Raw genomic sequence first — 20693 nt, 5'->3', positions numbered from 1 at the left:
GCCTGGGATGAGCGGCGGTCGGGCGGCGTCGCGGACTAGCATTCAACACGTGCCCGAGCGCCCGTTCAGCCCCGTCATCGCCCTGCTGACGGTGGCGGGCGTCTGGGACCATCACCTCGGCTCGCAGCTGCGCGACCTGGGGCTCACCACCAGGAAGTACGGGCTGCTCGCGCACATCGACGTGACGCCGGGGATCTCGTTCAGCGAGCTCGCCCGCCGCTCGCACATCACGGTGCAGTCCGCGCACACCGCGTTGCAGACGCTCGTCGACGCCGGCCTGGTCGCCGATGCCACCGCCCACGCCGGCGCCGCCTCCGATCTGCGCGTCACCGAGAGCGGCGCACGCGTGCTGCGAGCCGCGGAGGAGCGCCTGGCGGCCCTGGATGCAGGTCTCGCGGACGAGGCACCCGCGCTTGTTTCCGCGCTGCGCGGGCTGCATTCCGAGCCGCACGCCGCGGACCCGGCGTCCAACCTTCAGGAACGCTGAAGAACATTCAGCGGCGCTCATCGCGATCGCGGTGGTCGTGCTCCTCGGGTGCCGCTGATCCTCGGTCCGCCCGGCGGGCGGAGCTGAGCGCCCGCGGACCCGTTGCGCACCGGGGAATAGAGACCGGGCCTGCGCGTTGAACTTGACATTGCGCATATCAAGTTCGAAACTTGATGCCGCTTCGCTCAAGTTCAGGAGACGGAATGCCCGAAGACTTCACCCCACAGGCCGGCGACGACGGAAGCTCGTTCGACGAGTTCCTGGCGCGCTACCTCGCGGGGGAGCGCGCGCGTGCCGAGCGCTCGATCGACCTCAGCCGGTACCTCGGCGCCCGCACGCAGGAACTGCTCCAGCGCGCCGGGAGGTTCGCGCTCGCCCGCGGTCAGCATGAGCTCGATGCGCTCCACGTGCTGCGCGTCCTCGTCGCCGAGGCTCCCGCGCGCGACGCCGTCCGCCGCATCGGCGCGGACGCCGACGCGATCGTGCGCGCCACGGAGGAGCGACTTCCCGCCGCGACCGCCGCGGCGGACGTGGACGGTGCGGTGGTGACCTCGTCGGTGCAGCGTGCGCTCTTCCACGCCTTCCAGGTCGCGCGCTCGTCCGGCTCCACCTACGTCGATCCCGAGCACCTGTTCTTCGCGCTCGTGCTCGCCCACGACACCCCCGCGGGACAGGTGCTGGCGCGGGCCGGTGTGACGGCGGAGGCGCTCACCCAGGGCGCCCGCGAGACGGTGACGCCCGGCGCGGCGCCCACCACGGATCAGGAGACGGATGCCGCGGCATCCGGCACCCCGATGCTCGACACGTACGGCACCGACCTCACCGCTCGCGCGGTGGACGGCGAGCTCGACCCCGTGATCGGTCGCGCCGACGAGATCGAGCAGACCATCGAGATCCTCAGCCGCCGCACCAAGAACAACCCGGTGCTGGTCGGTGAGGCGGGCGTCGGCAAGACGGCGATCGTGGAGGGCCTGGCCCAGGCGATCGTCGCCGGGGACGTGCCCGAGCAGCTGCTCGGAAAGCGCGTCATCGCACTCGATCTCCCGGCGATGCTCGCCGGCACGCGCTACCGCGGCGACTTCGAGGAGCGGCTGACCAGGACCATGGACGAGATCGCCGCCCACCAGGGCGAGCTGATCGTCGTCATCGACGAGGTCCACACCGTGGTCGGCGCCGGCGGAGCCGGTGACGGCGGCATGGACGCGGGCAACATCCTCAAGCCGAGGCTCGCGCGCGGCGAGCTGCACCTCGTGGGCGCGACGACGCTGAAGGAGTACCGGGTCATCGAGAAAGACCCGGCGCTCGAGCGCCGTTTCCAGCCGGTGCGCGTGGGGGAGCCCTCGATCGAGGATGCCGTGCTGATCCTGCACGGCCTGAAGCCGGCGTACGAGGAGCACCACGGCATCGTCTACACCGACGAGGCGCTCCGCGCCGCCGTCGAGCTCAGCGACCGCTACCTCACCGAGCGCGTGCTGCCCGACAAGGCGATCGACCTCATCGACCAAGCCGGCGCGCGGCTGCGTCTGCGGCTCGGCGCGCAGATCGACGTGTCGGAACTCCTCGAGCGCCTCGCCGCCCTGGAGGCCGACAAGAACGCCGCGGTCTCGGCGGAGCGCTACGAGGAGGCATCCCGGATCCGCGATCAGATCGCCGAGGTGCAGGAGCGCCTCGAGCGCGCGACGGCACCGAACCAGGCCGTTTCGCGCGAGACCGAGGGCGAGGTCCCCGGTCTCGGCGTGAACGCTCGGTCTCGGGGCCTCGCGACCAGCGAGCCCCCCGTCGTCGATGAGGCACAGATCGCAGCGGTGATCAGCAGGGCCACCGGCATCCCGGTGAACCGTCTGACCGAGACCGAGCGCGAGCGCCTGGCCGCCCTCGAGGACGAGCTGCACGATCGCGTGATCGGTCAGGACGACGCGGTCACCGCCGTCGCCAAGGCCGTTCGCCGCAACCGCACCGGTATGGGAGACCCGCGACGGCCGGTCGGATCGTTCCTGTTCCTCGGCCCGACGGGCGTGGGCAAGACGGAGCTCGCCAAGGCGCTGGCCGCGAGCCTGTTCGACGATGAGCAAGCGGTGATCCGCTTCGACATGAGCGAGTTCGGGGAGCGGCACACGGTGTCGCGCCTCGTCGGCGCCCCTCCCGGCTACGTCGGGTACGACGAGGCCGGCCAGCTCACGGAGCGCGTGCGGCGCAACCCGTACTCGATCGTGCTGTTCGACGAGATCGAGAAGGCGCATCCCGACGTGTTCAACCTGCTGCTGCAGGTGCTCGACGACGGTCGCCTCACCGACGGCCAGGGTCGCACGGTGGACTTCCGCAACACGGTCGTCGTGATGACCTCCAACCTCGGCTCGGAGTTCCTGGCCTCGCGCGGCGGCGCCATCGGCTTCCTCGCCGACGGCGGCGGTGCGACCGGCTTCGGCTCGGAGAAGGACCTGCGCGACCGCGTGTTCGCCAAGCTCCGCGAGGCGATGCGGCCGGAGTTCCTCAACCGCATCGATGAGATCGTGCTGTTCCGCAAGCTCGAGAAGCCGCAGCTGCAGAGCATCGTGCGGCTGCTCCTCGCGGCATCCGACGCCCGCCTCGCCCGGCACGAGGTGAACCTCGTCGTCACCGACGGCGCCGTCGCCTGGCTCGCCGACAACGGGTACGAGCCCGAGTACGGCGCGCGGCCGCTGCGCCGCCTCATCCAGCGCGAGGTGGACGACCGCATCGCCGACCTGTTCGTCACGGGGGCGCTCGACGACGGCGGGACGGTGACGGTGGATGCCGCAGCCGGCGCGCTGTCGGTGGTCGCGGGCTCCCCGCTCGCAGCCGCCGCGTGAGCTGACCGCGCCGCACGAGGGGCGCCGTGCCGTCGGGCACGGCGCCCCTCGTCGACTCAGGTCTGCAGCATCCTCTTCAGGGTTCTCGCGTTGCGCACCGCATGGCCCTCGCCGTCGTTGTTGAAGTACGCCTGCACCTCGTGACCGGCGTCCTCCCATTCGCGGATCCTCTCCGCCCACCACGCGAGGTCGTCGTCGGAGTACGAGCCGCGGTAGAGGTGCTCGTGGTCGGGGCCGTGCAGGCGCACGTACACGAGGGGTGCGGTGGCGCGCAGGACGCACGGCAGGTGCGCGCCGCTCATCACGCAGTAGGCGGCACCGTGTCGTTGGAGGATGCCGAACACGGCGTCGTCCACCCAGGAGTCGTGGCGGAACTCCACCACGGGCCGCGTCCAGGCAGGAAGCGCGGAGAGGAAGTAGTCCAGCCGCGCGTCGTCGCGCTCCATGGCGGGGTGCAGCTGGACCAGCAGCGGACCGCGCCTGCCGGCGAGGGCATGGAGGCCTCGTTCGACACGTCCGATCCACACTTCGGGCTCCAGCAGCCGCCGGGCGTGCGTGAGGCCGCGCGGAGCCTTGACCGCCATCTCGAAGCCGTCCGGCAGACGGTCGCGCCAGGCCGCGAAACGCGCATCCGTGGGCCAGCGGTAGAAGCTGCCGTTGAGCTCGACGACGTCGAATTCGGCCGCGTACCGGTCCAGCCACCCCCGCTGGTCGCCGTGGTACAGCACGCCGCGCCAGTGGGGGTAGACCCAGCCCGATGTCCCGATCCGTGCCATGGGCTCAGCATGCGCAGGATGCGGCGGCCCTGGGAGCGGGGTTGCGGACCGGCGCCGTTGTCGGTATGCGCCGCGACCCGGCGCCGCCCGATGCTCGCGCAGTGTCGGCGGCGCCTGCCAGAGTGGGGGGATGCCCCGCATCGGCGCGATCTTCAACCCGTACACCCACAGCCCCGACGAGTTCCGCGGCGCCGTGCTGGCCGCCGAGGAGGCGGGCCTGCCCGAGCTGTGGGTGTGGGAGGACTGCTTCCGGCAGTCGGCGTTCGCGACGGTCGGCGCCGCCCTCGCGTGGACCGAGGCCGTGCGCATCGGGATCGGCATCGCGCCGATGCCGCTGCGCAACGTGGCCGCCACGGCGATGGAGATCGCGACGATCGAGCGGCTGTTCCCCGGGCGGCTGCTGCCGGGAGTCGGCCACGGGGTGCTCGACTGGATGGGGCAGGTCGGGGCACGCGTCGCGTCGCCGCTCACGCTGATGCGCGAGTACGTCCCCGCACTGCGGGGCCTCCTCGCCGGGGAGCAGGTCGAGGTCGACGGACGGTACGTCACACTCGACGCCGTGAGCCTGGACTATCCGCCGCAGACGCCGCCTCTCGTCTACGCCGCCGCCGAAGGGCCGAAGACGCTGCGCCTGAGCGGTGAGGTCGCCGACGGCACCGTGCTCGACAGCGGGCACACCGCCGCGGAGTACGCCGTCGCCACGACCGCCATCCGCGAGGGGCGCGCGGGCGCGGGCCGCGAGGGCGGGCACGATGTCGTCGCGTACGTCGTCACGGCGTTCGGCGCCGACGCCGAGGCGCGCGCCGTCGCCGACGTCGGCGACAAGCCCGACCCCGCACTGCGCGCGCTGTGGGGCGACGCGGCCCAGGTCGCCGCGGGCGCGGAACGGTTCTTCGACGCCGGGGTCGATGACGTGGTGCTGCTGCCCGCCTCGCGGGGCGACATCGGCGAGTTCTACCGAGAAGCCGGCGAGGTGGCCCGACGCGTCGCGAGTGCCACGCGATGACCGGCGCGCTCTCGCTCGGAATAGCTGCGGCTGGCGGCGCCGGGCTCGCCGCTCGTCTCGCACCGGCCGCCGAGGCGGCAGGGTTCCACGCGCTGTGGGTCAACGACACGCCGGGGCACGACGCGCTGAGGGTGCTCGAAGCCGCGGCCGGGGTCACCGGCGGCCTGGGCCTTGCCACGGGCGTGCTGCCGGTGGACCGCCGTTCGCCCGGCGAGATCCTCGCCGGGGCGGTCGCACTCCCGGCCGATCGCCTGACGCTGGGCATCGGGTCGGGTCAGCTGCGCACCGGCGCGGTGAAGCGCGTGACGGATGCCTCCGCCGCGCTGCGCGAGCGCACTCCGGCGCGCGTCGTGGTCGGCGCGCTCGGCCCGAGGATGCGGCGTGCCGGAGCGACGGCATCCGACGGCGTCCTCCTCAGCTGGCTGACCCCCGAGATCGCGGCGGCGCAGGCCCGCGACGCCCACCGGCTGGAAGTCACGGCGCACGTGGCGCTGTATGTGCGTACGGCGACCGACGCCGCCGCGACGTCGGTTCTCGACGAGGAGGCGCGGCGCTACGCCACGTACCCGGCGTACGCCGCGAACTTCTCGAGACTCGGGGTGGACGCCCGTGACACCGTGATCCGTCCGGGCGAGCTGCGCGACCGGATCGCCGCGTACCGCGAGGCCGTCGACGAAGTGGTCCTGCGCGCGATCACGCCCTCGGGAAGCGCCGACGAGCACCTCCGCTTCATTGACGCCGTCGCCGAGGCCGTCGCGTGACGCGGGTCGTCGCCCGCTGGGCGCTCGCCGCGCTGCTCGTGGCGGCCGGCGCGTCGCACCTGACGTGGGGCCGCCGCGGCTACCGCGTCGTGGTCCCGGATTGGGCGCCCCGCCTGCTCGGAACCGATGAGGACACGATCGTCGTCGGATCGGGCGTGGTCGAGCTGATGCTCGGAGGTGCGCTCGTCGCGTTTCCCCGGGAGCGGCGGCGCATCGGCTGGGCAGTGGCCGCGTTCTTCGTCGCGGTCTTCCCTGGGAACGTCCATCAGTGGCGGACAGGTCGCCCGGCACCGTTGCTGCGCACCGATCGCGCACGCTTCGTGCGGCTGCTGCTCCAGCCGGCGCTCGTCGCGTGGGCGCTGTGGAGCACCGGCGGCGGGCGCGGCGGCTGAGCGCGACGGCGGTGTCGGGGCCGGATGCGAGAATGCGGGCATGCTGCTCCACGAGCTCGTGACGGTGACGGATGCCGTGGCCTCGACGTCGTCCCGCCTGGCCAAGGTCGCCGCGCTCGCCGACGCGCTGCGTGTGCTCGAACCTGACGAGATCGGCCCGGCGATCGGGTTCCTGACCGCGAGCCCGCGGCAGGGACGCCTCGGGGTCGGGTGGCGGAGCCTGTCGAACCTGACGGCCGCGCATGCCGCCGAGCCGACGCTGTCCATCCGCGACGTGGACGAGGCGCTCGATCGCCTCGCGGGCGCCGACGGCGCCGGTTCCGTGGCGACGCGCTCGGCGATCCTCACCGCGCTGGCCGGTGCCGCGACCGCGGAGGAGTGGGACTTCCTCGCGCGCGTGATGCTGGGCGAGCTGCGCACCGGCGCGCTGGAGGGGGTGCTCCTCGACGCCGTCGCGAAGGCGTCCGGTCGTGAGGCCCCGACCGTCCGCCGCGCCGCGATGCTGTCGGGCGACCTGGGCACGACCGCGCTCATCGCGCTCACCGGCACCGGCGACGAGCTCGCCGCCGTCGGACTCGAGGTGGGCCGAGGCGTGCTCCCGATGCTCGCCTCGACCGCGTCCTCCACCACCGAGGCGCTCGCGACGCTCGGGGGAGCGGCATCGGTCGAGTACAAGCTCGACGGCGCGCGCATCCAGGTGCACCGCGACGGCGACGAGGTGCGCGTGTTCACCCGCAGCCTCGCCGACATCACGCACCGGGTGCCCGAGATCGTCGAGGCGGCGCGGGGCCTGCCGGCCCGACGGGTGATCCTCGACGGCGAGACGCTCTCCCTCGACGAGGACGGCGCTCCGCGTCCCTTCCAAGACACGATGGCGCGATTCGGGTCCGAGACGGCCCCCGAGGTGGCGCTGCGGCCGTGGTTCTTCGACATCCTCCATCTCGACGGACGCGATCTCATCGACGAGCCGCTCACCACGCGCCTCGACCTCCTCGACCGCGTCGCAGGCGACGCGCGCATGCCCGGCATCGTCACCGACGATCCGGTCCGCGCCGAGGAGTTCTCGCGCGAGGCGCTCGCCGCCGGGCACGAGGGCGTGATGGTCAAGGGCGTCGACGCGGTCTACGCCGCGGGGCGACGCGGCAAGAGCTGGCTGAAGGTGAAGCCGGTGCTGACCTACGACTTGGTGGTGCTCGCCGTCGAGTGGGGCTCGGGACGCCGAACCGGACAGCTGTCGAACCTGCACCTGGGGGCTCTCGACCCCGACGGCGCCTTCGGTGAACGTGGCGGGTTCGTGATGGTGGGGAAGACCTTCAAAGGCCTCACCGACGCGACGCTGCGATGGCAGACCGAGTTCTTCCCGACCATCCAGACGCACCGCACCGCCTCCGCGGTGCACGTGCGGCCCGAGACCGTCGTCGAGATCGCGATCGACGGCGTACAGCGCTCGCCGCGGTACCCGGGCGGCGTGGCCCTCCGCTTCGCGCGCGTGAAGGGCTACCGGGCCGACAAGCGCCCCCAGGACGCCGACACGATCCATGCGCTGCGGGCACTCCTGCGCGGGTGAGGCGCGGGCTCATCGCCTCACTCCGTGCGACGCCGTGCCGGTGCGGTCCGACCTCCGTGCCGCATCCTCCCCAGCTGCGCGCTCGTAGGATGCCGACATGACCAAGGGACCCGCGCCCAGCGCATCGTACGAGCACCGCAGCTTCGGCGCGCCGGGCGCGCAGCGCACCGTCTTCCTCCTCCGAGCGGGCATCTCCACGCTGTCCGACCCGCGGCCCGACGTCACCGCACGGCGGGACGCGCGCATCGTGGCGGTGGGCCTCACGGTCGACGACATCGACGATCCGGCCGCGTATCGCGGGGCGACCGCGGCAGAGATGACCGCCGCCACGCTCGCGCGGTTCGTCGCGCAGGAGCGCCATGACCGCTCCGTCGGCCTCGTCGGCGTCGGTGACGCCGGAGACCTCGCGATCCTCGTCGCCGCGCACCTCGGGGACGTGGTCGACCGCCTCGCGCTCGTCGCCGTGCCGCGACCCGATTCCGCGCTCGAGGGCAGCGAGGTCGCCGAGCTCCTCGCCCGCGTGACCGCCCGGACGCTGATCCTCAACGGACGGGATGATCCGGATGCCGCAGCCGCCGCCGCCCGCTGGTACCGCGAGCACCTCGCGGCGGCGCGGGTCGAGCTGGTGCCCGAGACGTCCGACCCCCAGTCGCGGCTCATCCTGGCGGACGTATGGGAGCGCGTGCTCTCGCACGTCGCACCCGGGAGCATCCGGTGACCCGCATCGTGGTGCTCACCGGCGCCGGCATCTCCGCCGAGAGCGGCGTGCCCACGTTCCGTGATGCCGACGGCCTGTGGGAGGGCCACGATGTCGAGGACGTCGCGACTCCCGAGGCGTTCGAGCGCGACCCCGACACCGTGCTCGCCTTCTACGACGAAAGGCGACGGGCGCTCGCATCCGTCGTCCCCCACGCCGCGCACCGCGCGCTCGCCCGGCTCGAGAAGGCGATCGGAGCGGACCTGCTGGTCGTGACGCAGAACGTCGACGACCTGCACGAGCGCGCCGGCAGTCGCCGCCTCGTGCACATGCACGGCGAGCTCCGCCGCGCGCTGTGCGTCGCGTGCGGTGCCCGCCCGGCGTGGAAGGGCGACCTCATCGACCGGCCCGCGTGCCCGGCGTGCGGCGAGCGGATGCTGCGGCCCGACGTGGTGTGGTTCGGCGAGATGCCGTACGAGCTGGATCGCATCGAGCAGTCCGTGGTGGCCTGCGACGTGTTCGTCTCGATCGGCACTTCGGGGGCGGTGTACCCGGCGGCGGGCTACGCCGCGCTGGCCTCGGCGTTCGGCGCGCGCACCGTCGAGCTGAACCTCGAGCCGAGCGACGCGCTCATCCCGTTCGACGATGCCCGGACCGGCCTGGCGAGCGAGCTGGTGCCGCAGTGGGTGGAGGAGATCATCGGGGCCGGCCTGAGCGCGGGGCGCTGACACGCGAAGGTGCCGGACGGCTGGACCGCCCGGCACCCTCGCGATGACGACTCGCTACGTTCTCGTCCCGCCCGAGCGCAGGCGCGAGAGCGCGTCGACGGTGGCGGCGAGGATCAGCACGCCGCCGGTGACGAGCAGGTTCACGCCCGCCGGCAGGTTGAGCAGGCCCAGGCCGTTGGTGATGGTCGCGATCACCAGCGCGCCGATCGCGGCGTGCATGAGACGCCCCTTGCCGCCGAACAGGCTGACGCCGCCGACGACCGCTGCCGCGACGCCGGAGAGGACGATGTCGCGGCCGACCGTCGCATCCACCGAGCCGACGCGCGCCACGCTGAGCAGCGCCGAGAACACGGCGAGGCTCGAGCAGATGACGAAGGCCCACCACTTGATCCACCGCACCTTCACGCCCGAGCGGCGCGCCGCCTCGGCGTTTCCGCCGATCGCATAGATGTAGCGGCCGAACTTCGTGCGGTCCAGGAGGAAGGTGCCGATCCAGAGGATGGCGAGCACCACCGGCACGACGATCGGGACGCCGGCGACCTCCACCACCGACTGCCCCCGGTTCTGGTTGAGCACGAACACGACGATGCCTCCGATGACGGCGATCGTGGCGAGCTTGACCCACACCAGCGACAGTGTGCGGTTGGGCACGCCGGCGCGGGTGCGGCGTGCGCGGTCCCAGAACGACGTGCCGGCCGAGATGAGCAGCATGATCGCCAGCATCGCCCAGCCGCCCCACACCGGCAGGTTGCCGTTCTGCAGCGCGATCAGTTCGGGCACCTGCAGCCGGAAGAGTCCTCCCGGGCCGATGATCACCAGTGCCAGCCCCTGGAATCCGAGGAACAGGCCCAGCGTCACGACGAAGGACGGGATGCCGACCCGGGCGACGAAGAAACCTATCAGCGCGCCGGTGAGGAAGCCGAAGCCGAACCCGATCAGCAGCGCGAGCGGCCACGGGACGCCCTGCGAAGCCAGCACGACGAACAGCGCCATGCCGACGCCGCCGGTGACGCCGGCCGACAGATCGATCTCGCCGAGCAGCAGCACGAACACCAGCGCCATGCCGAGGACGACGAGCGTCGCCGCCTGGTTCAGCAGGTTGGCGAAGTTGCGCTCGGTCAGGAAGAAGGGGCTGAGGGCCGAGAAGAGGATGAACAGGACGACCAGCCCGCCGATGGCCGGGAGGGCGCCCATGTCGCCGCCGCGCACGCGCTGCCACCAGGCGCGCACCTGGTCGCCGACGCCGCCCTCGACCCCGCTGCCGATGAGATCGCTCGCGAGGGGATCGGGCGCCGCCTCGGTCCGGGTCACGTTCGCGGTCATGCCACGCCTCCTTCGGTGCGGACGGTCGAGGTGTCGAGGATCGTGACGCCCTGGGGTGCCTTCGTGCCGGTGATGTAGCCGACGACGTCGTCGCGCGTGGTCTCGGAGGTCGGTATCTGCGCCACCATCTGCCCGAGGTACAGCACCGCGATGTCGTCGGCGACCTGGAAGACGTCGGCGAGGTTGTGGCTGATGAGGATCACGGCGACGCCCTGCTCGGACAGACGCGTGACCAGATTCAGCACCTGCTCCGTCTGCGCGACGCCGAGGGCAGCGGTCGGCTCGTCGAGGATGACGACCCGGGCCTTCTTGAGCACGGCGCGCGCGATGGCGACGGTCTGGCGCTGACCGCCGGAAAGGCTCGACACCTTCTGGCGCACGGACTTCACGGTGCGCACTGACAGCGAGCGCAGGGTGTCGGATGCCTCCTTCTCCATGCGGCCCTCGTCGAACGTGCCGAACGACAGCTCCTCGCGGCCGAGGAACATGTTCTGCACGATGTCGAGGTTGTCGCACAGTGCGAGGTCCTGGTACACGACCTCGATGCCGAGATTGGAGGCATCCCGGGGCGCGTGCAGATCGCGGTGCCGGCCGTCGATGAGGACCTCGCCCTCGTCGTACGGCTGCACGCCCGCAAGGCCCTTGATGAGCGTGGACTTGCCGGCGCCGTTGTCGCCGACGAGCGCCGTGACCTTGCCGGGGTGGACTTCGAGGTCGACGCCCTTGAGGACGCTGACGGGACCGAAGGATTTCTTGACGCCGACCAGCTTGATGATCGGCTCGGTGGCGGTGAGTGTGTCTGACATGCTCGCTTCCTTGCGATGACGGTTTGCGGCGAGAGGGGGCGTCGCGCCGAGCGGCGCGACGCCCCCTGCGGCTGAGCGCGCAGGCCCGCCGACTACTGGGCGGTGACTCCGTACTGCTCGCAGGCCGCCATCACGTCCGGGGTGCAGACGTCGTCGTACTCGGCGTCGCCGGCCGCGATGACGTCCTTGACCTCCTCCGGACCCACCAGGACCGGGGTGACCTGGATGTAGGGCGTGCCGTCATCGAGCTCGGCCTCGGTCGAGACCTCTTCGCCGTTGAGGAGCGCCACCGCGGTCTCGACCGCGGCGTCGGCCTCGTCCTTCACCGGCTTGTAGACCGTTGCGGTCTGCCAGCCGAGGAGGATGTTCTGCAGGCCCGCGACGTTCGCGTCCTGGCCCGACACCGCGACACCCTGCAGGTTGTTGTCCTGCAGCACCTTGATGACGCCCGCGGCGTTGGTGTCGTTGGCGACCCAGACGCCGTCGACCTGTCCGCCCAGCGAGGTGAGCGCCTGCTCGAAGTTCGTCTGCGACTTCGCCTGGTCCCACACCCCCGGAGGCTCCGCCGCCGGGGTGATGCCGGCGGCCTCCATCACCTCGACGGCGCCGTCCTTGAACATCTTGGCGTTGCCGTCGGTGGGGTCGCCGCCCATGTACACGACGGTCGCGTCAGCCGGCGCGACACCCTTCGCCTCGAGGCCGTCGAGGACCGTCTGGCCCTGCAGCCGGCCGACTTCCTCATTGTCGAACGACACGTAGTAGTCGGCACCCTCGAACGGGCGATCGTAGGCGATGACCGGGATTCCCTCGCCCTTCGCCTTGGCGGCCACGGCTTCGGCGGCTCCCTGGTAGTCGACGAGGAGCATCACGCCGCAGCCCTGCGTGAGCTGCTGGTCGGCGATCGTCGAGTACTTGTTGACGTCGCCCTGCGCGTTCTGGATGTCGACCTCGAAGCCGGCGCCCTCCAGACCTTCCTGGAGGTACTTGCGGTCGAAGTTCTCCCAGCGGGGGGAGGACGCCGCGTCGGGAAGGATCACACAGGCACGGCCCGCGGCGTCGCCGCCGCCGTCACCGGTGTCTCCGCCATCCCCGGTGCCGCCGTTGCCGCCGGCACAGCCGGACAGCACGACCGCGGCGGCGCCGGTGAGGGCGGCCACGGCCAGCAGTGAAGACTTCTTCATCTTTCGCCTTTCGTCATTGAAGCGGGCGAAGCCCCGGGCTGGAGTGCCGTGGCGTTCGCGCTGATAGCGATCATGGCGATGTTCGATTCTTGTCGTCAAGTCTTGAACATAACGCTTTGGCAACGCCGTACGTCAGGCTGGCACTGCGAGGTCTCCCTTGTGCAACCGACGTCCGATAGCGGGCAGATTGTTAGGCATGAGTGCGCTCGACGGGCACAATGCTCAGTTGGTTGCGGCCGGCGCACGATACGCCGGTACAGAGCGTTCGTCAAGTGAAGACAGTGCGGGTGTTCGCTGGGTCAGGCGCGGCCTGTGGCCGCCCGCGTGCGGCGCGAGATCGCGTCGACCATCACGGCGAGGACGAGGACGACTCCGGTGACCATGAACTGCACGGAGGAGTCGAGACTGAGCAACGTCAGACCCGACGAGATCGACTGGATCACCACGATGCCGATGAGGGCCGCGAAGGCCGATCCGCGTCCGCCGAACAGGCTCGTGCCGCCGATCACGGCCGCAGCGATCGCGTTGAGGTTGACGTCGCCGGTGCCGGAGCTCTGGTTCGCCGAGGCGAGCCGGGCAGCCGCCAGGATGCCGCCGACGGCGGCGAGGGTCGTGCACATCGCGAACACCGACAGGTAGATGCGGTCCACGCGGATCCCGGCGCGCCTCGCGGCTTCGACCGAGCCGCCCACGGCGTACACCGCGCGTCCCCACCGCGTGCGTGTGAGCAGGAAGTTCATCGCCACCACGAGCGCGAGGAAGAACAGGAACATCACGCCCACCCCGCGATCGAGGTTGAGATACCAGGTGGCCGCGAGGAGGAACGCCAGCAGGACGGCGCTGCGCACGGCGATGTCGGCATAGCTCTGGCTCACGAGGTCGGCGGCGGTGCGGCGGCGGGCCCGACGCAGCTTCGACCAGGCGAAGCCGGCAGCCGCCAGCACGGCCACGACGTACGAGGCCCACGGCGGGAGGAAGAGCTGCTGCGCGAAGTGCACGAGCCACGAGTCGAACGGGATCGCGATCGACCCCGTCTCTCCCAGCACCCACAGCTGCAGCCCCAGGAACCCCAGCAGACCGGCCAGCGTGATCACGAAGCTCGGAAGCCCGAACCTCGTGAAGAGGTAGCCGTACAGCAGGCCCACCAGCAGGCCGACGGCCATGGCCGCGACCACCGCGACGATCAGGGGCCACTGCGATTGGACGAAGGAGACCGCCAGCACCGCCGCGGCAAGACCCGACACCGAGCCGACCGACAGGTCGATCTCGCCGACGAGCAGCACCACCACGACGCCGAGCGCGATCGTTCCGATGGCCGCGCACTGCATCGTGAGATTGACGAGGTTCTCGCTGGAGAGGAAGACCGGGTTCAGCGCCTGGAAGACCGTCCAGATCACCGCGATCCCGAGCACCACCGGCAGCGCGCCCAGCTCGCCCTCGCGCACCCTCCCGGCGAACGCCTCCCAGGCGTGACGGAGGCCCGCTCCGCTCAGCAGGCTCTCCGAGGTGCGCGGCTCCATCAGCCGCTCCTCGCCCGGCGCGCTCATCCCGATCCCTTCCCGCGGGGCCGCGGCCGCCGCGGTCCGCCGCGCGGCATGCGGATGACGGTTCCGCCCGCGGTCTCGGGCGCCGACGCCGAGGGGTCGCGAGGCGACGGGTCCGCGGCATCCGCTCGATCCGGCGCCCGGCGCAGCGCCGAGTGGTCGGCGGCGCCGGTGATGGCCGCGATGAGGATCTCGGTGGTGACATCGGCGACGTTGTAGACGCCGTTGTTGCGCCCCAGCCGCAGCACCACGACGCGGTCGGCGACCGCCATCACGTCGGCCATGTTGTGGCTGATGAGGACGACGCCGTGGCCGCGCTCGCGCAGCCGCTCGATGAGGTTCAGCACCTCGGCTGTCTGCGCGACGCCGAGCGCGGCGGTCGGCTCGTCCAGGATCACCACGCGAGGCTCGCCGATCAGGGATCGCGCGATCGCGACGGTCTGCCGCTGACCTCCCGACAGCGAGGCCACCGGCACCCGCACCGACGGGATCTTCGCCGACAGCTCGCGCAGCAGCGTCCAGGTGCGCTGCTCCATCTGCACCTCGTCCAGCGTGGCGCCCTCGCGCAGCTCGCGGCCGAGCCAGAGGTTGGCCACGACGTCGAGGTTGTCGCACAGCGCCAGGTCCTGGAAGATCGTCTCGATGCCGAGCGCCTGTGCATCGGCGGGGGAGTGGATCTCGACGGGCTCGCCGTCGAACTCGATCGTCCCCGCATCCGGCGGATGCACCCCGGCGAGCACCTTGACCAGCGTCGACTTGCCTGCGCCGTTGTCGCCGACGAGGGCGACGACCTCGCCCTCGTTCACCCAGAAGTCCACATCGGTGAGCGCCTTGACGGCGCCGAAGTGCTTGGCGATCCCGCGCATGGTGAGCACGCGATCGCGCGGCCTTCCCGTCCTCGGGTGCGTCACCGGCATCCTCCGGACCTTACCCGATGCCCGCGGCTTCGCAGGCATCGGCGTAGGCCGGGGTGCAGATGTCCTCGACCGACCAGAAGCCGTCGGCCACCACCGTGGACATGATGTCGTCGACGGTGACCGCGACCGGGTCCAGCAGCGTGGCCGGCGTGCCCTCGATCTCCAGCGGCGCCGTCACCTCCTCGCCCTCCAGCAGCTGCACGGCGACCTCGGCGGCCAGCTCGGCCTGCGGCTTGATCGCCTTGTACACGGTCATGTGCTGGTCGCCGGTGAGGATCCGCTGGATCGCCGAGAGCTCGGCATCCTGTCCCGTGACGACGGGGAGGGGATCGACGCCGGCCACCCGGAGCGCCGCGATCGCGCCCCCCGCCGTGGCGTCGTTGGCGGCGTACACGCCCGCGATCGCGTCGCCGTGCTGGGCGATCTGGCCGGCGACCCACTCCTGGGCCTTCTCGGGATTCCAGCCCGGCGTGTCGTACTCCGCCAGCACTCGCAGCCCGCTCTCGTCGATGATGCTGTGCGCGCCCTCCTTGAACAGCGCGGCGTTGCTGTCGGTGGGGGAGCCGTTCACCATCAGGATGCCCCCCTCGCCCCGCCGGTCGCGCAGGGCCTTGACGAACGCCTCCGCCTGCAGCACCCCGACCTTCTCGTTGTCGAACGAGATGTAGTACGCCAGGTCGCCGCCCGCGACGAGGCGGTCGTACGAGATCACCGGCACCCCCTTCGCGTTCGCCGAGGTCACGATGCTGATCGCGGCATTCGCGTCGACCGGGTCGAGCACCAGCACGCCCGCGCCCGCGGTCATGGCCGACTCGGCCTGCTGCTGCTGCTTCGCGGCGTCCTGGTCGGCGTTGGCGTACAGCACCCGGTAGTCGCCGAGCTCGGCGATCCGCGCCTCGAACAGCGGGCGGTCGAACGTCTCGTACCGGGCGGTCTTCGCATCGGGGAGCAGCAGCGCGACCGTGTCGTCGGAGGGTGTGCGTCCGGCGGGCGGCGACGCCGCGCAACCCGCCAGCAGCAGAACGAGCAGGAGGAGGGCGGATGCCCCCACCGCCGTGCGGCGCCGGAGCGGCCGCCGCGGCCCGTGAGGGTGCGTGCCGGACATCGGTCTGCTCACGCGGTGATGGGCAGCGAGGGTGCGCTCGGCAGCTGTGCGTCGACGGTGACGTGGTCCAGCGCGATCGCGATCGCCCCCCGCGTCTCGGCCCACTCCCCGAACGACGCCCCGACGATCTCGGGCAGCCCCTCGGCGGAGGCCAGTGCGGTGCGCTCGAGGGCGTGCCGCATGGGCGCCATGAGGATCTCGCCGGCTTGGCCGAGCTCGCCGCCGACCACGATGAGTCCGGGATCGACGAGGTTGCAGAGGCTCGCCGCGGCGATGCCGATGTGGCGCCCGGCGTCGGCGATGACCCGCCGTGCCGCGCCGTCGCCCGCTTCGGCGGCGTGAAGCAGGTCGCCGAGACGGTGCATCCCCTCGCTCGGGGGGAAGAGCGAGAGGAGAGCAGGTCCGCCGGCGTAGGTCTCGAGGCAGCCGCGGTTGCTGCACCGGCAGATCGGGCCGTTCTCGTCGAGGGTCACGTGGCCGATCTGGCCGGCCTTGCCGTTGACTCCCCGGAAGAGGTCACCGTCGACGATCAGCCCCGCGCTGATGGTGTGACCCACGCGGAGGAAGACGCTCGAGGCGGCGGCGCGGCCGTTGCCCTCCCGTGCCTCGGCCAGCCCGCCCAGGTTGGCCTCGCTGTCGACGTAGACCGGGCGTCCGATGCGTACCGAGAGGCTCTCGGCCACATCGACCCCCTCCCAGCCGCGCAGCAGTCCGGGGGTCGAGACCATGCCGGTGCGGGAATCGATCGGCGCCGGCAGGGCCAGGCCCACCGCCAGCAGGTCGGTGGGGCTGCTGCCGAGCGACTCCATCATGTCGCCCAGCAGAAGCGCCAGCCGGTCCAGCTCGGCGTCGTGCCGGTGGTCCAGGGGCAGCGGAAGCGACGACTGCGTGACGATCGTGCGCGCGGTGTCGGCGATCGCGATGTGCAGGTGACGCGAGCTGTAGTGCACGCCGGCGACGAGCCCCAGTCGTCGGGCGAGCGACACCAGGGTGGCCCGCCGGCCGCTGCTGGTGGTGAAGGAGGTGTGGAGGAGGCCGGAGGCGGTCAGCTCCTTGACGATGTTGGACACGGTCGCCGGTGAGAGCCCGGTGCTGCCGGCGAGCTCGATCTGCGTGAGGCGGCCGTGGCGCTTGAGTGACTCGACGACACGCGCGCGGTTGGCCTCGCGGAGCGAGGTCTGCGAGCCCGGTGGGGCGTTACGGCGTGCCACAGCATCACTGTAGCGGACGGGTGATTCCGCAGATCGGACGGGAATCGTCTGCCCGCGACCCGTCGTGGGGGTCGTCAGCGGCGACCCTCGGCGAGGCGGATGAGGACGATGTTGCCGGACTCGTCGACCTCGGCGACATCGGCGTGCGCCTTGACGAACTCGGAGAAGCTCTTATGGCCGAGCGCCTTCTCGCTGAACGACGGGTCGAGCCTCTTGATCAGGCTCTTCACCGCCGACGCGTGCTGCCACTCCACGTCGTCCTTGTCGCTCTCGAGCCGGAGCGCCCGCTCCAGCAGTGACCCCGTCGGGTCGGCGGTCTTGCGGCTCCGGCGCCGCTGCGGGGCGGCATCCTTCTTCCCCTCCGGCGGAGCCGCGACTCCCGGGAGCGCGTCGTACGAGTCGAACTGGTCGCACGCGGCGGCCAGCGACTTGGCCGTCGAGCCGGCGACGCCGACGCCGATCACGAATCGACCCAGCCGCTTGCACCGCTGCGCGAGCGGCACGTAGTCGGAGTCGCCCGCGACGATGACCACGTGGGTCAGGTCGGGAAGGCGGAACATGTCCTCGACGGCGTCGACGGCGAGCCGGATGTCGGCACCGTTCTTGGCGTAGGCGGCGGCGGGGAAGAGCTGCACGAGGTCGACGGCGCGCGCGACGAGCTGGGAGCGGTACTCGGCGTTGACCGGTGCCGACCAGTCGGCGTAGGCGCGGGTGAGCACGAGCGTCCCGAACGACGTCGCGTAGTCGATGATCGCGCCCACGTCGATCGTGGCCGCCGTCAGGCGCTCGACGATCTCGGGGTCCGACCCGCCTGCGGAGATCTTCTGGCGGTCGCGCGAGTACGAGTTCTTGCCGTGCACGCGGTCGTACCACGACATCACGATGTTGTCGAAGTCGAGATAGACGGCTACGCGGGCGTTCTGCAGATCGGCCACGTCATTCCTCTCCGGGGTAGCGGACGCCGACGAGCTCGCGGATCTCGTCGAGGGTGCCCATGATCGCGACCGTCTCGTCGATCGGCAGGACATCTGAATCGGTGCGTCCCTCGCTGATGAGCCGCTCCGCCGCGAGGGCCTGATACTGCATGCCCCGCCCGTCGAGATCCGAGCGGTACTCCTCGCGGACCACGCCATCGGGGCCCACCACCCGGAACGAGGTGGGGGAGTACCAGACGCGATCGACCTCGACGCGGGCGTCGGTGCCGATCACGGTCGCCGTGTTGGGTCCGGCGGCGCGCGATGCCGACAGCGACGTCGAGAGCGCGCCCGAGGCGTGCGCCATGACGGTGGCGACCTCGGTGTCCGAGCCCGTGTCGCCCAGGCGCGCCGACGCCGCGATCGACAGCGGGGCGCCGAGGATGTCCCACGCGAACGAGATCGGGTAGATGCCCAGATCCAGTAGCGCGCCCCCGCCGAGTTCGAGCGCGTTGATCCGGTGCGCCGGGTCGGCGGGGAGGCGCTGCGTGTGGTCGGCCATGACGGCGCGCACCTCGCCGAGGGCGCCCGACGCCACGAGCTCCCGGATGCGCACCATGTGCGGCAGGTAGCGCGTCCACATCGCCTCCATCGCCAGCACCCCCCGCGCAGCGGCCGCGTCGCGGACGGCGGCCGCCTCGGCGGCGTTGAGCGTGAACGGTTTCTCGACGAGCACGTGCTTGCCGGCCTCGATCGCCAGCAGCGCATTCGCCGCGTGCATCGGATGGGGCGTGGCGACGTACACGATGTCGACGTCGGGATCGGCGACGAGCTCCTCGTAGGAGCCGTGCGCGCGGGGGATGCCGAAATCCGCCGCGAACGCATCGGCGGTCTGCTGCCGGCGCGACCCGACTGCCGTCACATCCAGCCCGGCGGTCCGGAGGTCGCTCGTGAAGGCACGGGCGATGCCGCCCGGGCCGAGGATGCCCCAGCGCGGGGACGACGAAGTCATGGGTCGAGGCTATCGCCCCGGCGACCGCCTACCGCGACCGGCTCTCGGCCAGCTCCTGCCGGACGGAGGCCTCGACGAGCGGGTCGAGCGCGCGCGCGAGGTCGTCGACGAGGTCGCGCGCGTCCTCGAGGCCGATCGACAGCCGCACCGTCGTGCTGCCGATGTGCGCGTCGGCCAGCTGCGTCGGGGTCATGTGGCTGTGCGTCATCGACGCCGGGTGAGCGACCAGGCTGCGCGCATCGCCGATGTTGGCGACGAGCTTGATCACCTGCAGGCGCGCGATGACGTCCTCGACGAGCCGGAAGTCGGCCTCGTCGTCGCCCGAGGAGGGCAGATCGAAGGCGAACACCGAGCCGGCGCCGTGCGGCAGATACGCCTGCGCGCGGCGATGCCACGGGCTCGACTCCAGTCCGGGGTGGTGGACACGGGCCACTGCGGGGTGCGACTCCAAGAACCGGGCGACGGTCAGCGCGCTGGCGGTGTGGCGCTGCACCCGCAGGTCGAGGGTCTCGATTCCCTGGAGCAGCTGGAACGCGTTGAAGGCCGAGAGCGACGGGCCGAGGTCGTGGACGTACTTGGTCTTGACCAGCGCGATGTAGGGCGACCCGGTGGCGCCGAATCGCTCCACGAGGCTGCCGTCCGGAACCCGCGCATAGGTGCGGGTGAGCTGCGGCCACCGATCCGGGTCGGCGGTGAAGTCGAAGGTGCCGAGGTCCACGACGACACCTCCCAGCGACGTGCCGTGACCGCCCAGGAACTTCGTCGCGGAGTGCACCACGATGTCGGCGCCGAAGTCCTTCGCGCGCTGGAGGTAGGGCGTCGCGACCGTGTTGTCGATGACCAGGGGCACGCCCGCGCGTCGCGCGACCGCCGCGACGGCGCCGAGATCGAGCACCTGGGCGATCGGGTTCGAGATCGACTCGGCGAACAGGGCCCGTGTGGTCGGCCGGACGGCGGCCTCCCAGGCTGCGAGGTCGTCCTGATCGACGAAGGTGACCTCGATGCCCCAGTCGGCGAAGGTGTCGCCCAGGAGGTCGATGGTGCCGCCGTACAGCTGGCGAGCGGCGACGATGTGCTCGCCCTGCTTGGCCAGCGCCAGCAGAGCGACGGCGACGGCCGCCTGGCCGGACGCCACGCCCGCCGCGGCGATGCCGCCCTCGAGCTCGGCCACGCGGCGCTCGAAGACGAGCACCGTCGGATTGGCCGCACGGCTGTAGATGTTGCCGTCCCGGCGGAGCGCGAAGAGGTCCCGGGCCTCGCTGAGCGAGCGGAACTCGAACGCGTTGGACTGGTGGATCGACGGCACGGCGGTGTTCTCCGCGAGACCGGGGACGAACCCCGCCTGCACCTGCGCCGTCGCGAACGAACGCGGGGCGCCGCGGTGGGGCGTGGCGGAGCCGTTGACCGATTCGGGCATACAGAGATTGTCGAGGCCGGG

Annotated in this window: 19 protein-coding genes; 8 read left to right on the top strand and 11 right to left on the bottom strand. The window is 71.6% G+C overall.

Annotation, left to right across the window (positions count from 1 at the left end):
- Window positions 1-49: 49 nt before the first annotated feature.
- Window positions 50-487 (top strand): MarR family winged helix-turn-helix transcriptional regulator, encoded by a 438-nt coding sequence (locus IR212_RS10480; RefSeq protein WP_228479266.1) that lies wholly within the window; start codon window positions 50-52, stop codon window positions 485-487.
- Between the two features lie 203 nt (window positions 488-690).
- Complete coding sequence (locus tag IR212_RS10475; RefSeq protein ID WP_194395869.1) at window positions 691-3315, top strand: ATP-dependent Clp protease ATP-binding subunit; 2625 nt, start codon at window positions 691-693, stop codon at window positions 3313-3315.
- 56 nt (window positions 3316-3371) lie between these two features.
- Here the strand turns inward: IR212_RS10475 and IR212_RS10470 are convergent, their stop codons facing one another.
- Entirely contained in the window at window positions 3372-4091 is a 720-nt protein-coding gene (locus IR212_RS10470) for a DUF72 domain-containing protein (protein WP_194395868.1), read from the bottom strand.
- Between the two features lie 130 nt (window positions 4092-4221).
- On the opposite strand from IR212_RS10470, the gene IR212_RS10465 reads away from it, so the two are divergent.
- The 6 genes from IR212_RS10465 (at window position 4222) to IR212_RS10440 (ending at window position 9242) form a co-directional block, all read left to right on the top strand.
- A complete protein-coding gene (locus tag IR212_RS10465; protein WP_194395867.1) occupies window positions 4222-5097 on the top strand; it encodes an LLM class flavin-dependent oxidoreductase in 876 nt (291 codons plus the stop codon).
- The gene (locus IR212_RS10460; protein WP_194395866.1) at window positions 5094-5858 is read left to right on the top strand and encodes an LLM class flavin-dependent oxidoreductase; all 765 of its coding nucleotides are present in this window, start codon (window positions 5094-5096) and stop codon (window positions 5856-5858) included. The genes IR212_RS10465 and IR212_RS10460 overlap by 4 nt, the downstream gene beginning before the upstream one ends.
- Window positions 5855-6250, top strand: coding sequence for a DoxX family protein (locus IR212_RS10455; RefSeq protein ID WP_194395865.1), 396 nt, complete (start codon window positions 5855-5857; stop codon window positions 6248-6250). Before IR212_RS10460 ends, IR212_RS10455 begins: the two co-directional genes overlap by 4 nt.
- A 40-nt stretch (window positions 6251-6290) precedes the next feature.
- Window positions 6291-7817: an ATP-dependent DNA ligase gene (locus IR212_RS10450; RefSeq protein WP_194395864.1), complete on the top strand. Its 1527-nt coding sequence runs from the start codon at window positions 6291-6293 to the stop codon at window positions 7815-7817.
- Between the two features lie 97 nt (window positions 7818-7914).
- Window positions 7915-8535, top strand: coding sequence for an alpha/beta fold hydrolase (locus IR212_RS10445; RefSeq protein ID WP_194395863.1), 621 nt, complete (start codon window positions 7915-7917; stop codon window positions 8533-8535).
- The gene (locus IR212_RS10440) at window positions 8532-9242 is read left to right on the top strand and encodes an NAD-dependent deacylase (protein ID WP_228479265.1); all 711 of its coding nucleotides are present in this window, start codon (window positions 8532-8534) and stop codon (window positions 9240-9242) included. Before IR212_RS10445 ends, IR212_RS10440 begins: the two co-directional genes overlap by 4 nt.
- A 54-nt stretch (window positions 9243-9296) precedes the next feature.
- Here the strand turns inward: IR212_RS10440 and IR212_RS10435 are convergent, their stop codons facing one another.
- The 10 genes from IR212_RS10435 to IR212_RS10390 all read right to left on the bottom strand — a co-directional run bounded on the left by IR212_RS10435 (window position 9297) and on the right by IR212_RS10390 (window position 20672).
- Window positions 9297-10565, bottom strand: a complete 1269-nt coding sequence (locus tag IR212_RS10435; protein WP_194395861.1) for a sugar ABC transporter permease — start codon at window positions 10563-10565, stop codon at window positions 9297-9299.
- Window positions 10562-11371 (bottom strand): ATP-binding cassette domain-containing protein, encoded by an 810-nt coding sequence (locus tag IR212_RS10430; RefSeq protein ID WP_194395860.1) that lies wholly within the window; start codon window positions 11369-11371, stop codon window positions 10562-10564. Before IR212_RS10430 ends, IR212_RS10435 begins: the two co-directional genes overlap by 4 nt.
- A 92-nt stretch (window positions 11372-11463) precedes the next feature.
- On the bottom strand, window positions 11464-12552 hold the full coding sequence (locus tag IR212_RS10425) for a sugar ABC transporter substrate-binding protein (protein WP_194395859.1): 1089 nt from the start codon (window positions 12550-12552) through the stop codon (window positions 11464-11466).
- Window positions 12553-12851: 299 nt separating this feature from the next.
- Window positions 12852-14099, bottom strand: a complete 1248-nt coding sequence (locus tag IR212_RS10420; protein WP_194395858.1) for a sugar ABC transporter permease — start codon at window positions 14097-14099, stop codon at window positions 12852-12854.
- Window positions 14096-15013 carry an ATP-binding cassette domain-containing protein gene (locus IR212_RS10415; protein ID WP_194395857.1) on the bottom strand — a complete coding sequence of 306 codons (918 nt, stop codon included), beginning with the start codon at window positions 15011-15013 and terminating at the stop codon, window positions 14096-14098. Before IR212_RS10415 ends, IR212_RS10420 begins: the two co-directional genes overlap by 4 nt.
- Before the next feature lie 10 nt (window positions 15014-15023).
- Entirely contained in the window at window positions 15024-16118 is a 1095-nt protein-coding gene (locus tag IR212_RS10410; protein WP_194395856.1) for a sugar ABC transporter substrate-binding protein, read from the bottom strand.
- Window positions 16119-16126: 8 nt separating this feature from the next.
- Window positions 16127-17329 (bottom strand): ROK family transcriptional regulator, encoded by a 1203-nt coding sequence (locus IR212_RS10405; RefSeq protein WP_194395855.1) that lies wholly within the window; start codon window positions 17327-17329, stop codon window positions 16127-16129.
- Between the two features lie 74 nt (window positions 17330-17403).
- Window positions 17404-18264 carry an NYN domain-containing protein gene (locus tag IR212_RS10400; protein ID WP_194395854.1) on the bottom strand — a complete coding sequence of 287 codons (861 nt, stop codon included), beginning with the start codon at window positions 18262-18264 and terminating at the stop codon, window positions 17404-17406.
- A gap of 1 nt (window position 18265) precedes the next feature.
- Window positions 18266-19255 (bottom strand): Gfo/Idh/MocA family protein, encoded by a 990-nt coding sequence (locus tag IR212_RS10395; protein WP_194395853.1) that lies wholly within the window; start codon window positions 19253-19255, stop codon window positions 18266-18268.
- A gap of 28 nt (window positions 19256-19283) precedes the next feature.
- Window positions 19284-20672, bottom strand: a complete 1389-nt coding sequence (locus tag IR212_RS10390; RefSeq protein WP_194395852.1) for an O-acetylhomoserine aminocarboxypropyltransferase/cysteine synthase family protein — start codon at window positions 20670-20672, stop codon at window positions 19284-19286.
- Window positions 20673-20693: the final 21 nt, after the last annotated feature.

Source organism: Microbacterium atlanticum (genome assembly GCF_015277815.1).
Lineage (GTDB): Bacteria > Actinomycetota > Actinomycetes > Actinomycetales > Microbacteriaceae > Microbacterium > Microbacterium atlanticum.
The sequence above is the reverse complement of the archived record's forward strand: the minus strand, read 5'-3'. Positions and strand labels throughout refer to the sequence as shown.